This is a genomic window from Carboxylicivirga sp., assembly GCF_982718395.1.
The window spans coordinates 1-15,864 of the sequence record NZ_CEXQWX010000080.1; the positions used below are offsets into that span (position 1 = coordinate 1).

Annotated in this window: 6 protein-coding genes; all 6 read right to left on the bottom strand. The window is 37.0% G+C overall.

Annotated features, from left to right (window positions below):
* The coding region (locus AC4MRQ_RS14935) for a glycoside hydrolase family 2 protein (RefSeq protein WP_491198491.1) at positions 1–1,134 on the bottom strand (1,134 nt) is incomplete at its 3' end.
* Between the two features lie 90 nt (positions 1,135–1,224).
* Complete coding sequence (locus AC4MRQ_RS14940; protein ID WP_491198492.1) at positions 1,225–3,276, bottom strand: hypothetical protein; 2,052 nt, start codon at positions 3,274–3,276, stop codon at positions 1,225–1,227.
* 459 nt (positions 3,277–3,735) lie between these two features.
* A complete protein-coding gene (locus AC4MRQ_RS14945; protein ID WP_491198493.1) occupies positions 3,736–5,505 on the bottom strand; it encodes a glycoside hydrolase family 9 protein in 1,770 nt (589 codons plus the stop codon).
* A gap of 133 nt (positions 5,506–5,638) precedes the next feature.
* Positions 5,639–9,940, bottom strand: a complete 4,302-nt coding sequence (locus AC4MRQ_RS14950) for an endo-beta-N-acetylglucosaminidase (protein ID WP_491198494.1) — start codon at positions 9,938–9,940, stop codon at positions 5,639–5,641.
* Positions 9,941–10,482: 542 nt separating this feature from the next.
* A complete protein-coding gene (locus tag AC4MRQ_RS14955; protein ID WP_491198495.1) occupies positions 10,483–12,285 on the bottom strand; it encodes a RagB/SusD family nutrient uptake outer membrane protein in 1,803 nt (600 codons plus the stop codon).
* A gap of 10 nt (positions 12,286–12,295) precedes the next feature.
* Complete coding sequence (locus AC4MRQ_RS14960) at positions 12,296–15,763, bottom strand: SusC/RagA family TonB-linked outer membrane protein (protein ID WP_491198496.1); 3,468 nt, start codon at positions 15,761–15,763, stop codon at positions 12,296–12,298.
* Positions 15,764–15,864: the final 101 nt, after the last annotated feature.

Sequence of the window (15,864 nt, forward strand, 5' to 3'; positions counted from 1 at the left end):
CGCATTGCGAATGATCTTCATCCCTACATCACGCAGCTTTTTAGCATCACGCCAATGTAATGAATTAGATAGCGCATTACCTACTACAGCAAAATCCTGATGGCGATTACCTCCAATCAGCTTCTTCCTATAATGCTCTCCATTAATGAATAATCCTTCATCTCCTTTAAATTCAATTGAGCGGATACCAACACGTTTTTTGTAACCATCAATCACCTGATTTTTCTTGTTTTTCACATACACTTCCAAATCATACAAATTCGGTTGTTCTGGTGACCAGAGAATTGGCTCTGAGATTTTAAGAGATAATTCTTCATGTAAATAAATACCAGAGTTTATATGGACTGGTTTTGTAACTTCTTTAGCAATCCTGCCAGTTTCAGGCTCTTTCAGCCGCCAGGTAATATTACCGGTGAATGCTCTTTTCTGTTCATTCTTCAGATTCAGCTTAACACTTAGTATTGCCATCGATTTTGAAACATCAGATGAACTGATAACCATTCCGCCACCTGCAACCTGATCTTCATAATTTGGATCTGTAATAAAGGTATGATTGTGAGAAATCAACCAACAATCACGATAAATACCACCTGAGTACGTAAAATCCAGTACTTTCTGTTCTTTTCCGGGTGGCACAACAGGATCATTACTATTATCTGCTTTGACAGCCAAAACATTAACCCCATTATAGTCGATTGTTTCAGTGATATCAACAATTACAGGCAGATATCCCCCATATTGTTTTTTAAGTAATTCCCCATTTAAGTATATTTCTGAATTACCCATAATGGCTTCGAAATGCAGAAACTGCTTCTTACTTTTGTCAATCTTTGCACCATCAAACTTTTTCCGATACCATGCTATTCCCTGGTAATTCACACAACCACTGGCTTCCACAGGTTGATTTTCTAATCCATGTGGCAGATTAACAATTTCCCAATCACTATCATCATAATTGATATCAATTGGCTTCACTATCTCTCCCTTTTTAAATTTCCATCCCGGGTTAAAAGACTGCGCAGTTCGTCCGGTATTTTCAATAGTATAAAAGCCGGCTGTACTAAATCGTTGTTCATTGGCATTTACTCCAATACAAGCTATTAACATCAGCCACAAAAAACTAAACCTTATCATTTCTTTGATTTTTATTTTTCAATACAATCGTTTGCACACTTGGTGAAAAATTTAGCGAATCAATGAAAAACAAAGATTCGCCTATTCTATTTATAATTTATCCAAATCGACTCCCATTTCTGTAAATTGGGCTGCAGCATGTAAAAAATGTGCCGTAATCCAATACACAGTCCATCCTTCTGAATAGCCACCTCGAAGCTTGTAGACATTACTCATATCTCCATGTTGTGCAAAGTTCGTTTGTTGCAATTGTTCTCCTTGCGAACCAAATGGATCAATCATTTGCCCACAACTTCGATACATTGTCACGGCTAATCTTTTCAATGCTTCATTATTGGTATATTGTCCCAGTCTATATAACATCGGTGTTTCCAAAACTCCGTATACATCAAGATGTTGATTTTGTGCCGAAACATTAGTCCAACCACGGGTTTTCAAGGCATGATCTCCCAAACGGCCTGCATTGAAAGGAATATCCCATACAACTGTATAACTGAGTACAACATCACCCGCATGCTTGGCATACTTCAGGTATTTATTTTCCTTAGTATATTCATAGGCAGTCATAAAGCCCTGAAATGCCCCCCAGGCACCTTCCTTGTCTTCACATGTAGCATCCAGTGTTCCACCCCAATATGGCTCTTCCATATCAAGATGACGTTCTGCATAATAATCAGCAATCTTTAAAGCCGTTCGCTCATACTCCTTATTTTTAAAGATTTTTGAAGCAATGAGAAACGGTGATATATAAAAAGCCTCTGCGGTGTTTCGTGGATTCCAATCTGCATTGTTTATGCGTGTTAAATGTAGGTCACAGGCTTTCTTGAGGAAATCTTCCCACTTATCAGTAACAACAGTTTTATTTTTTCTACCGTACTTAATAGCTAAAGCAATACTATTCATGGCTTGCCCTTCAGAAACCGGATCTGTACGTGACCATTTTTTTGATTTGGTATCGTAAATAACACTAAATCCGGTTTCTGTGAATTCAGAAGTACAGATATGATCTGCAGACTTTTGTACCATCTCAGGAATCTCATTATCATCCAAACGTTCCTGCAATACCTGTAAGGCATAAATGGGCGCTTCTGACTGACCAGCCCAACCCAACACAATATTAGGAGTTCTATGGGCTGGATACATATTAAATCCTGAATATTCCGGTTCATCAAGGTAACGCGCTTTGGTAAAGCGGTATTTGTCTTTTATAATTTCATCATACGATGGAAAATCCTCTACATAAAATGGCTTGAAAATATCAATGGATGTGTATAATGGTGTTTGAAAACCACTTCCTTTTGTTTCTACATCGTACGCCTCTAAATAAAAGGTTTTTTCGATAATTGCGCCCGGTTCAATCTTCGTATACGTATCGCCATATGGCAGAGGCTTATATTGTAAAGCTTTGGCAACACTTGGCTGTCCATTATATGTAATTGGTCCCGATAACATCACTAATTCAGAGTGTTGATCAAATGACTGTACTCCCAATGACCACCACTGATCGAAGTGATTACCACCATACACCTGACTTGGTTTAGTATGCAGTGCTGCACCCTTATAGTCACTTCCATTCTTCCATTCAAAACTGGAAAAAGGCATTGTGAAACGGTGCTCTTCAAAAATAGCTTTCTCACCAGCCTCGCCATGATAGACCGGTACTTTATTAACACCATTCTTCTCACCTGAAGGATTGCCATAATATAAGATACCCGGCAGAAATGCTTCTGGCTTTTGCGTATCAACCTTCCAACGAACCGATAAAGTAGCTGTTTCCAATGCTTTCTTTCCCTTCCATTCAAAGCGTCTGATACATTTAATACGGTTACCTTCAGGCCTGTAGGCATCTCTCAGTAAAAATTTACCTTCTGGCAATGTTAATTCTCCACTTACAATGTGCCAATCACCTGACTTTATGTATTCTGAAGGACTGGCATGATGCCAATTAGTTGGCCACTGCTCTTTCCATTCTGTTGCAATTGACCAAAGCCCATCGTCAGGAACGGACATATATGTTTCTGCTCCCACCTTGACTACAGGGTTATATTTTTCTTTTTCAATTTTTAATTGAACATCCTGCGAAAAAGAGTTCAACGATAAAATGAATAACAATACCAATATTGCTTTAATTCTAATAATCATCCCCATTTTTATTTATGCTTCATTTAATATGCAAAACTCACACTTAACACGATTTCCTTAACAAGAATATATTATCCTTACAATCTTGCTTAATCGTTTTAGCCAAAAATGCAAAAAAAATCAATACCAGCATAATTTCTATCCCACTTCTTCCTTTTCGGTAGCTCCAAACAAGTAGCTATTTTTCTTACAATACCCTATCCACTTTCGCTTACATCCTTATTTATCAGATAATTACACCAATATAGAATATCAAGAGTTAAATTTTCAAATTTGAAACCAATATTTTGATGCTATTAATCTCTAACTTTCACATAGTATTTATGGAATCTTTGAAATATAATCCTGGTTGATTTATGACGGATGGTTCTTCCCATTTGTAACCATCCGTTTTAAGTACACCTAACTATTGGAATGCCCTATATTCAATTCGAAAAAAAGTATCAATCATCCCATTTTCTATTCTGGCAGAACTATTGTAAACTCTTGTCGCCTGCTTATAGCACTTAACCATCCACCTGAATGTGTTATCCATCCTTCATCAGTAAAAACATTTGGACCATCAGTTTCCAGTTTTGGAGTTTTTATTCTAAACTGGGCATCAGCATCAAACCCATTACAGACTGTACCCGGTATTTTTGTCCAACTTCCTGCAAACTCCTTACCTATGCCATAGATCATACTTTTGGGTTTGTATTTACCATCTTCTAACAATCCACTGTTTAAGCCTGCCACCCATTGTAAATTACTAGTCGCTATATCTTCAAACTTATCATCTTCCAGAAAATCTGCTAAATCATATAAAAGGGCTGCAATGGAGCCATAAGAGCCATTCATGCCGTGCCATAATCCACTAAAAACAAGTAAGCCTTCGCTTTTGTAATAACCAACTGGTAACAGGTTAAACGGATTATCAGTACATGCTGGATATAAATAACCATTAGAAAAATTAGTGATTGCCTCCCTAAGCTCCACAGCCATTTTATCTTCCGGCCATATTTTTACCATCTCAATCAATGGAACGATATAATGCGGAAATGTTGTACCTGCATCATATGCCATGCTATGATGGGTGAATGCTTTTTCACTAAAATCACAGCTTTCATACAATCTAAAGTGGCCAAACAATCCTCCCTCTGCCTCATCCTTTGTAATTTGACGTTTTAAAACTTCTTGTGCATAGTACTTTGCTTTGTCCTTATATTCATATTGCTGACAATACCATAATTCAACAGCAGCATAGGTCATCATGACCAGATCACGCGTCATCCATTCAACCGGACGAATAAAATCTATTGGTGCTCCATGCGTTCTATTATCAAATCCATCGTTTGGCTCCACTTTTCCGCTAAAGTTTGTACCTCCACAGTGATGGTTTGGTCCATTCTCATCTAACCAACTAAATGCCTGTATAGCACGTGCCAGGTATTCCTCTGCCTTTTCAGAATGCGATAGTTTTAATATTTTAGCTCCTTTTGCAAATACTAAAGCACTTTTTGCCACATCTCCTGTAATTACATTGGTATGCTTAGGCCAATGATGAATGACAGCTCCTTTTCCATAACCTAAATCGTTGGCCTTATCCTGACAATATGCAATATAGTCAAGTCCGATTATGATTTGTCGTCTTAGTTCCTGCTGGTCAATAGAGTTTATTCTGTTGTGACTCTGCTCGAGCAAATCAAATAAACCTACCAACATGGTTGCATGGCTATTTACTTCTCTCAGGTATCCTCCACAATCCTGCCAACCACCGCCTTCTGCATGTTCTGGTCCGTGAATCCCAGCATTTAAGTCACGTAATTCTATTCGTTTCTGCAATTGGGTTATAGCCATTGTCTTCCAGGTTTCATTCCATAGCAGGTTTTTACCAATTTTAAATGTATCGGTATGAGCAATCTGATTATCACTGATAATTCTAACCCTGTATTTTCCTTCGTCCTTAACTTGACTGAAATCGGCTATCCACCAATGATTATTCCATTTCTCCCCCCAGTACTTAATCTCTGAAGCAAAAACAACCTGATTGTTTTCACCAATTAGTTCATACCTGGCTTTCGGATGAAGAGCATTAGCCACACTATCCCTTATAACCACCCTTTTCTGCCCAGGCTTGTCATATCCAATTTGCGAATAAAGAATACCATCAACATCTAACTTCTCTTGTCTGGTTTTACATGCTGCCAATAAAACAATCAAAGCAAGTATTAATACGTTTATCGTTTTCATCTTTTATTTATTAAGTTAATTAATTCACTAATTAAATTGTTTTTGATCAGGTTTATCATATGCAAATCGGTTATTGTCACAAATAACTGACAATAACCGATATAAAGCATTAAACTGTTAATCTTTTTAGAATCTACTTTTTAACGATTCTAAAAACATGCTCGTTTATTTTTAACATGTACATACCTGTTTGAATGTCACTCATATTAATTCTTTCATTATAAATTTTGCCTGTTTTAACAAAGGTACCGGTAATACTATATAACGAGTATTGAGTATCTTCTTCTACTCCTTCCACATGCAATTCAGACTGGCATGGATTAGGAAAAACAGATACCATACCTGATACGACTCTTGAATTGATATCTGCTGTGTAACCAGCCTTTAACTGAGATGATTTTTCAGAGAATAACACAATCGAAACTTTTTCATCACCGTGTATTCTTTCAGTATCTGCAATCACATCTTCATCCAGGGATACGTTAACTGAAGTTGTGGAAAGCGCATTAGTGCCCCACCAGTTTGTCCAAGCAAGGTTACTGTATACCATACCGTCCATTGAAGATACGCCATACAATGTTCCCGACAAATTATTTGCAGGCAACTGAATCGTATTATAAGAAGAGTATTTTGCATAGGACTGGATAGGTCCATCGTTAACAGCTACGTAGTCAAAATTACCAACTTCACCAATTCCTTCTTCAAACACTATATAACCAATTGTTTCATTGTTACGCGTAGTGACAGGATCTTCTCCCACATGTTTACCTGCATAAAAAGATGTGCCTGTAACTGGATTTCTGGAAGCATCGCATGAATAAAATGCAGACCAGCGGGTATCATTATAACTCATTACCTGTCCCACCACCACAGGTTGCACATAGGTATTATTAAACACTCTTGCTTCAATAAATGTATTGGATGCCCACTTATAGTAACACTTAGTGCTTGTAGCTTTAACTGCCTCCATCTTTATACCATTGGCCTCTTCTGTATAATGGCCTTCTTCTGCTACAATATATTGAGTGTTTACTGTTCTGTTTAAAGTTCCTGAACCTGCCTTTTGCGCCTTGATCTCAAATGAATTCCCTTGCGCATTTCTAATGCGAATAACAGCCGGATCATCATTAAGACTTGCATAAGTCGGTGTGGTAACTACAACCATACTTGCATAGGTACTATCCAATGTAACTGTTTGCCATGTATCAGATACAGTGACTGTCCCCACTTCCATTTTTACAGGAATTATGTTGTTATTTTCTACCACATCAATGTATTCAGGTTGATTGATAGAAACACTATTAACTCCATCCGAAATAGTCAGGGACACATCATATACACCAGCATCCTGGTAAAACACCGAAGGTGATTGCTGAGTACTGGTGGCCGGATTTCCTCCTTCAAATATCCAATCATAACTGTAATCGCCGCCAATAGTAAAGAACCATGGTGTGCCATTCACATAAGGAGGATTGGTAATAGCCGTGCCATTTGCCTGATAAAGTAAATCCGTATTATTAACAATGTTGTCCAAAGTTTCGTCACAACTGGCGTAGAATACCAATCCATTTGCAGGAGATTGAATTTGAACATTTAAGGCATTTACTTCTGCATCTGTCAATGCACGATTATAAACCTGAATTTCATCCAATTTAGACGCGTAAGGCGCATTCTTCAGATACAAATATCCAGTGGGATCATTAGTTACAGAAAGCGCAATATTTTTCTCAGTTACTTTAGTTCCATTCAAATAAAACTTTACAACACCTGCTGAATAGGACAATGTGTACATATTCCATTCTCCGGCTGTGATATTTTTAGGAGCAAGTAAGGTGTCTGCACCCAATTTTAAAGTTCCAACATTTGATAGTGTAAGAATCCAATCATCTGATCCATTAGATAAATTTCTATTCCGAATTAATTGACAAGTACCATTATAAAAAGCATCGATATTATGCCAAAAGCTGATGGTCCACGAATTAGAAGAACCGAGAACACTTTTGCTTACTCCTATTCTATCGTTAGATGTTAATGCAATTGCTTTCTTAAATGTAATACTTGGATTATCAATTGTATAATCAAAATTAACTGTTTCTCCTTCCAAAATTGATTGATTAGATGCTGTTAGTGTTCCTGATAAATTTCCATCCAAATCAGAAAAATTATCAATCATTTGAATAACACCGTACTTTTTGGTGGAAAACGTCTGACCATTAATAACAACATTTGAAGTAATATTATAGAAACCTGCAGTATTTAAAGTTACACTTACATTTTGGCCTGTTAAAACCTGATTTTCCGGTCCTTCAATAGTCCATCCATATGATGATGCGTCGTCGGTAATAGCCGTTAAATCAACAGTTGCTCCTGTTGCAACATATCGCTTACTGACACTAAAATCACCCGATACTGGGGCAAAGTTATTACTGAAAGCTTTTGTAGTACCATCAGCAGCAACACTTGCAACGGTAAACACTACTTTATCAACGCCAGTCATCTTTGGGATATTAGTTCCAACAAAACCTCGATGGACAGACCTTCCAATCAACTGCTTCTCTCCTGTACTTGTATCAACCTGATATATCTCAAAATAATCAACATTCGCTTCATTGTTGTATGCAGGTGCATTGGGCAATTCCCAATTCAAAACAACACTATATTGATCCTGACTCGATAAGATGTCCGTTACTTCAACATTTACGGGTGCTGAAGGTGCGGCAACATTACCATTTGTTATACGCAGATTACCTAAATTAAGCTGATAATTACTACTGCTACCGCTAATATTTATACCAACAACCGCTAAGGTTTGACCACTATATGAAGATAAATCAATTTCTTTGGTATTCCACCCCGCTGTGGTAGCTATACCAACCGGCATAAAACTGGTTGTTGATAACGAAGAGCCATTCTCAAATTGCAGTGTCACATCTAAATTACTATTCACATTAGCCGATTCGGAAACCTTGTAAGTTAAATAAAGTTTAGTTGTTCCATCAACAGCTAACTTTGTTTTATAAAGCCTTAATTCATTGTTACCTGATGGTATTGAACCTTCAACTTTAATGGAGCTACCTCCATAATAAGCATCATAAAAATCCAAAGATGCTTCTAATCCTGTGCCTCCGGTTTTCCAATACCAATACCAGGTCGGCATAATATCAGAAACTCCATAGTCACTCCATTGATTATCATGAATTTTGATACCATCAGAATAAAATCCAACACCACTACCGGTATTAAAGTATGTATTAAATGGTAAACTCTGGATTACTGATTTTGCCGGGAATACATCTGCTGCACCAAACTTTGCAGGTGTATATGTTGCATATGCATTCGATGCATTTTTAGGATTACTAGTAGGACCACTAAACAATCGAATGTACTGATCAATTCTATGCAATTCTTCGTCAACATCTGATGGATTAGCGGGCATAACAAAAGGATCTTCATTGGATTTCAAAAATGGTTCTCCCCAAAATCCCCAGCTCACGGGGTATGACTTAGCAGCAGCAAAATCCCAGGTTTTATCTCCATAAAATGATACCCCAACAAAATTATCATATGTGCTTCTTCCCAAAGTTGGTAGATGGTTCGTAGAGGTACTACAGCCGCTGCTATTCCATTCATAATTTAGAAATGCAGCTGTAGATGTTTTCTTATTGTTATAATGTAACCAGTCATCACAGCTTGAGTCGATCCCTTTAATGTACCAACTCCTGGTTCCACTGTCATACCAAACCCAATATTTAATTAACTCGAAGTCGGGCATTCCTTGTGTTTCAGCCTCTTCAAGAATAGCCTGCATCCATTCAATACATGTACTGGCAGTTATATCTACAGCCGAAGACATTGAATTCACTTCAAAATTTATCGATAATCCATCTAAGCCATAATATTTACATATTTCAACAATTTTTGCAGGATGAATAAATTTACCATTACCATCTTTCGTAAATACAGATTTCCATCTATTTTCATAATCCCTCGTGCCATCTGCAAAAGTGATATTTGCCGTCACTTTTACTCCATTTTTATGGTACCCATCTACCATTGAAGGAGAAGGTAATTCTAAGAATCCACCACCTGAAACCCATAATGCATGAATATCTCGATATTGTGGCATATGAGTCACATTCAACTTAAAATTGTCAGCGGTTCTTGTATGAAATGGCAGCATTCCCCATAAAATATACTTTCGATAATTACTCAAGGAAGGATCAATTTGCGACGGCGTATAAATAAATCTATCGGCAAGGGGAATTCTACTTTTTCTCCATTCATTATCTGCTACATTAGCAGGATTCCAATCCTGAATATAATTAGAGCCTTCTTCAAATCTAAATGACATTTGACCGGTATCTTCATATATACTTTGCCCATAAAAGCTAATACCAATTAACAGTAATGATAATAATAGTAATGTTTTTTTCATTTTTCCAGGTTTAATTAAAAGAATTAGAGATTTGTTTCAATTTTATTTTCTGACCTCTGTTGTTATCTATGTTCCAACAACATTTGATCAGGTTAGTAATTAAGAATCAAATAGTAAGTGGAATTCAATGTTCGTATAAAATGCGATGCCTTTTGCATGGTGAATGGATACAAATCCATCTTATTATGATCTATTATATAGGTCGAAGGATATAATAAATTAATCGAAAATTATAGGTGCAATTATTTTTCTATTTAAATGTCACCTTTAAAAGAGGGTGTCCGAAAACTAAAGTAGATGGCCATCATACTTATAATCTATAACTTAATCACCTCATCCTAACCTTTTTCCTTCATGAGAAGGAATTATGCAGATTGGTATATATCTACCTCGCATAAAACCTGTTAGTTATTGTGCTTTCTCATATTCTCTCCTTCAAGGAGAAGGCCACGTGAGGTGTTAAAGCTATTAAATGTTACTAACTATAGTTCCTTTTATAATTTCTTGTTTTCGGACACCTTCTTCTAATTAAAAAATTGTTCCTATTCGGTGACAACTGATATCCAGCCCGGATTTTGTTTTAAGTTTTCATTCACTTGTAACTCCTGAAGTGGCAGTGGCTTTAAATAATGCTTAGCTTCCCAATTTCTAATTGCGGCTGCTTCAACAATAACAAACCCATCACCATCTAATTCATATGAATGGGCATTACGATTATCAATTTCAACCACCTGTTGCTCAACGGCAGGATCAAAAATTTCGTAAGTATCCTCGAAAATCGTTCCGCCCCACTTCATACCTTTGACATCTTTGGCCATCACATCATCAGCAATTTTCCATCGTCGGATATCATCATACCTGAAACCTTCTGCAAATAACTCAACAGCTCTTTCTCTTCTGATTTCAGATAACATATCCAAACCATTATCTGTAATAAACTGGTTGTTTAAAACAGGCATACCAACCCTTAATCGTAGTTTATTTATAGACTTATTTAACTCTTCGTCTGAAATTGCACCATTCTTTTCGAATGTTGCCTCAGCGTATATCAACATGACCTCAGCCAAACGTATAATAGGATAGTCATTTGCATAGGGTTTAGCTATTTCAGTACACCATTTCCAAACACCATAGCCGGTTCTTGACTGGGAGTTCCAGCCATTATGAAACTGGCCTGTACCAAGTAACTCTTCATCTGTTTCAGTAAAATCTCTCTGATATGGCACATGGTACCAAAAATGTTGCAAAGGTTGTATGGTATTTAAGCGCATTCTTGGATCTCTTTTTTCGAATTCGTGATTAACACCTACCATTTTATCATCACTAATTACCGTCTGATAGCCTTCAAAAACAGAACTTGCGTGTGCTATCGGCAGACCACTTTCATCAAGATACATATCCATCATCTTACGAGTAGGTGATAATCTTGGCCACTGCATAACAACCATCCCGGAATAACTGCGCAGTGTCTGATCAAATATAGTTGCTAATATTGTTTCATTTTGATCAGCCTTTGTTAAGCCAGCCGGGTTAGACTTTCTATCATATTCTAAAGTAAAATAATACCTATAACTCTCTTCTCCCAGTACATCGCGACGATCAAACAGTTCGTACTTATCTTCATCGAGAATTTGCTCCGAAGCGTCAATAGCCTGTTGTAAGTAATTATTGTAATCCGCTCCCGTTCCATGGTATTTAGCCCATGTACCTTCAAATAAAGCAACTCTGGCTTTAAGTGCTAAAACAGCTTCCCTTGAAATACGACCCACATTTTCAGGACCTGACAATGTTCCAACTGGTGTTTTTAAAGCTTCGTCCAAATCGTTTAATATAAAATCTGTTACTTCTTCTCTAGTGTTGCGAGCTGAATATAGTAACTCATCCTCTACACCCAAAGGACGATCAACGATAATGACTCCTCCATAATCGCGATATAACAGCCAATATTTATACGCACGAAAAAATAAAGCTTCACCCTTGTAAACCTGTACACTTTCTTTCAAACTCTCATCTTCAACTTTTTCAACTGCTTCAAGAAGTTCATTAATAGCTCTTATTTGATCATAGGAACCATTATAAAAACTCGACGTAGGGCCAGGAATATATGTACCATTACTAACAGCAGAGGAATTAAATGTTATATCTGCATCTTCATCTCGATGAATTGCTCCATGAGCCGGCAAAAACTCATAAAAGCGATTTGTATACATTTTAAAATCGGCCTCATTTTTAAAGAAACTACCTAAACTCAACTGTGTGAGAGGATAGAGTTCTAGATCCCGCTCACACCCAGTTATTGAAATGACAATAGCACTAATTAATATATATAAATATTTACTTTTCATGTCTCTTATTTTAAAAGTTAATATCTAAACCGAATGCCACGATACTTGGAACTGGCATAACATTAGTATTAAAACCAGAATATGGATAAAAACTCTTACTTGGCATATTGTTAATTAAAAATCCTAAATCTGTACCACTGGCATATACATATAAGCGTTCCGTCTTAATCTTATTTGCCCAGCTTGTGGGCAACTGATAACCAACTTTTACATTTTTGATAGCAAGAAACGCATTACTCAATCTCTTATATGGAGCATCACTCCATCTAAAGTTATGCCCGTTAATCTGACCACCAGTAACAGAACCACCACGTATATGCAATTTTGGATAGAAAGCATAGGGCTTATCTTCTGTCCATGTTTTTCCATAATAATGATCCAACGGTTGCCTCCAAGGTGCATCATATTCTCCAGTTACACCATCCCAAACGTATAGCTTGCCAATACCATCTAATAGCATACTAAAATCTAACCCTTTCCAACTAAATCCAAAATTAATATTGTACATGTAATGTGGCATTGTATCGCCTATACGCACAAGATCCCCTGAATCTGCAGTTGGTTCACCATTTTCGGTTTTATAAGCAAATGGCTCCAAAACTCCATCTCCGTCCATATCCTTAAATCGGGCATCTCCAACTCGTAAATAAGGTGTAATACTTCCTTCTAAAGCATCATTATAAGCTGCCAACTCCTCTTCATTCTGAATAATTCCATCATACTTAAAGCCATAAACACTTTTATAAATTTCACCTTCAACGAAATCATTGACACCTAAACCAATGACTCTGCTATCTGGAAGCTCTACAATGCGCGATTTCGAATCAAATACACTTGCATTAATAAAATACCTAAAATCAGCTCCTAACTGATCTTGCCATTTAATCTGGAAATCCCATCCGTTAACTTTCATTTTAGCACCATTAATTCTTGGAGGTGTAGCTCCCAAAATTTCAGGAAATTGCTCATTATAGAACATGTTATTGGTACGGGTTATAAATTTGTTTGCACTTATATTCAGTCGTTTATTTAAAGCAGTTACATCAATTCCAAAATTTGTTTTTTCCGCTATTTCCCACGACAGATCCAAAGCAGGAAAACCTGAACTTGAAGCCTTTTGTGGTTCATGGTATGAACCCGGACTTCCTAACACTGCATTAGACTGATTAATGTTAATTGTTGCAAGGTATTCATAATAGCCAATACTTTTTTGGTTACCAAGTTGTCCCCATGAACCTCTTAATTTCACAAAATCAATGAATCCAATTTCCAGGTTCTGAAAAAATTGTTCTTCACTAATATTCCAGGCTGCACCTCCCCCATAGAAAGTATCCCATTTTCGTCCTTCATTAAAACGCGACGAACCATCATGACGAATATTACCTTCAACAACATATTTATCGCGGAATGTATAACTCAAGTTTCCAAAGTAAGATTTAAGAGCGTACTCCCATTGATCTTCACTATTATACATAAATTCGGTATCTCCCATGTTTAAGGAGTGTAATTCTGTACTTATCAGGTTATTTCGCCATGCTGTTACACGATCAAAACCAAATTCCTCGTGCGATATACCCGCCATGGCCCTAATGGTGTGTTCATCCTTAATACTAACATTATACGAAGCCAGAAGGTTACCAACAAATGAGTCATTTAGCCGTTTCGAAGCTCTAACCTGAGTGTTATTCTGTACAATATTATAATGGGTTAATTTGTCATTGCCGTTATAATGTGGCACCGATAATGCCAAACTTCTGTTCTGAGTCAGATCAAAGTTTTTAGTAATATTTGCCTTAATTGACAAATTCCGAAATGGTTTTAACTCAGCATGAAATGTAGGACTTACGTTATATCTGTCGATATGATTATCGCCACCTTCAACAGCAAGTCCGATTGGGCTCATCCATTTGGCAAATGTAGTGGCATAATTACCTGTTTTTGTTGTTGGAATAAAATAAGTGTGCTGCAACGAAGCCCACCTTTGAACATCATCTAAATATGTTGGTTCTGTTAACTTTTGGTATCGTAAACCTAAGTTAACACCAACTGTTAAATAATTCTTGTGGTTATACTCATATTTTAACCTTGAGTAATAGGTTTTTGCTTCGTTAGTGCCATAGTTGAGCATACCATTTTCATCAACCATTCCCAAAGACAGGTAATAATTGGTATTTTCAGTAGAACCTGACATTGACACATCGTAATTATTTCGGATTGCAGTATCATACATCAGATCATACCAGTCATAATGAGCAAAGGCTAAATACTCAGCATCTCCAAATTGCGCTCCGTCAGTAATTTCATATTTAAAATCATTTCTAAAAATATCTTCATGTTGGATATTATTATCTTCCATGAACTTAAATACTTTTGCGAAGTTAAACGTTGGCGCATCACCCTGATCTATCCACGCATTCTCCATGGTCTTAAAAAATGTCCATTGATCTTCTTTTCTGCTGTACCATCTCGGAATAGTAAGGTTAGTACTTATACTTGCATCAACCCTTGGTTTATTTCCTCGTTTTGTAGTAATTACAATTACACCTCCAGCTGCTCTTGAACCATAAATTACTGCCTCAGCATCCTTTAGCACCGAAATACTTTCAACATCATTAGCATTAATATAGTCAAGTGCATCAATATCTTCGAATGCTACTCCATCAACAACCAATAAAGGCTCTCCTGTAAACTTTGAAGCTGCACCACCAATGTTGAAACTGGCATCTCCTCCTCCAACTCGCCCTTGATTAGTATAACTAACATGCAAACCGGGTGCAGCTGCCACTAACAGGTTACTTAATTTTTGTGTTGGTCTGTTTTCCAGTTGCTTTGCACTTATCGTCGCGACGGCTCCCGTCAGATTTGCTTTCTGCTTATTCTGATACCCTACAACAACAACCTCATCTAAATCGGTAAATTCTTCAACTAACGTCACATTTATTACCGATCTTCCCCCAACATTCACTTCCTGATCTTCAAAACCAATAAATGAATAAGTTAATACAACATCTGAAGAACTAACGCTTATTGTATAACTGCCATCTATCCCTGTAATCACTCCGTTTTGCGGATTACTCTTCTCATAAACGTTTACTCCGGGAAGCGGCTCTCCACTCTTATCTCTAACGATTCCTTTCAGTTCATAGGCCTCTTCCTGGAATTCCTCATTGATTTCCGGTTTGGCAACAATAAGAATAACATCACCAACCATTCTGTATTCCAAACTTTCATCCTTAAGTATGGTATTCAGAATCAGGCCAACTTCAGCTTTCTGAAAGCTTTCGTTCACGACAGATGAATTTTCATCAACCAATTCATCCTTATAAACAAATGAGTAGTCTGATTTATTCTCAATAATTTGAAACACCTCTTTCAATGATGCATTTTTGAAAGTATGTGTTAATTGCTTTTGTTGTGAATAGCCTGCTGCTGAAACTTGCCAAAGCAAACCAAACATTAACCATGTAGTTACCTTCATAATAAGCCATAGTTTTCTAATCCCGGGGCTACCGCCCCCTTGGCAATACGATTTTCTTTTCATAATTTTACCTTGTCTTTAGATTATTTATTATATAGTCT

Bases quoted from the DNA above. Each gene is read 5' to 3' on its own strand.
- AC4MRQ_RS14940 (WP_491198492.1), bottom strand. From the start codon at position 3,276: ATGATTATTAGAATTAAAGCAATATTGGTATTGTTATTCATTTTATCG.
- AC4MRQ_RS14945 (WP_491198493.1), bottom strand. From the start codon at position 5,505: ATGAAAACGATAAACGTATTAATACTTGCTTTGATTGTTTTATTGGCA.
- AC4MRQ_RS14950 (WP_491198494.1), bottom strand. From the start codon at position 9,940: ATGAAAAAAACATTACTATTATTATCATTACTGTTAATTGGTATTAGC.
- AC4MRQ_RS14955 (WP_491198495.1), bottom strand. From the start codon at position 12,285: ATGAAAAGTAAATATTTATATATATTAATTAGTGCTATTGTCATTTCA.
- AC4MRQ_RS14960 (WP_491198496.1), bottom strand. From the start codon at position 15,763: ATGAAGGTAACTACATGGTTAATGTTTGGTTTGCTTTGGCAAGTTTCA.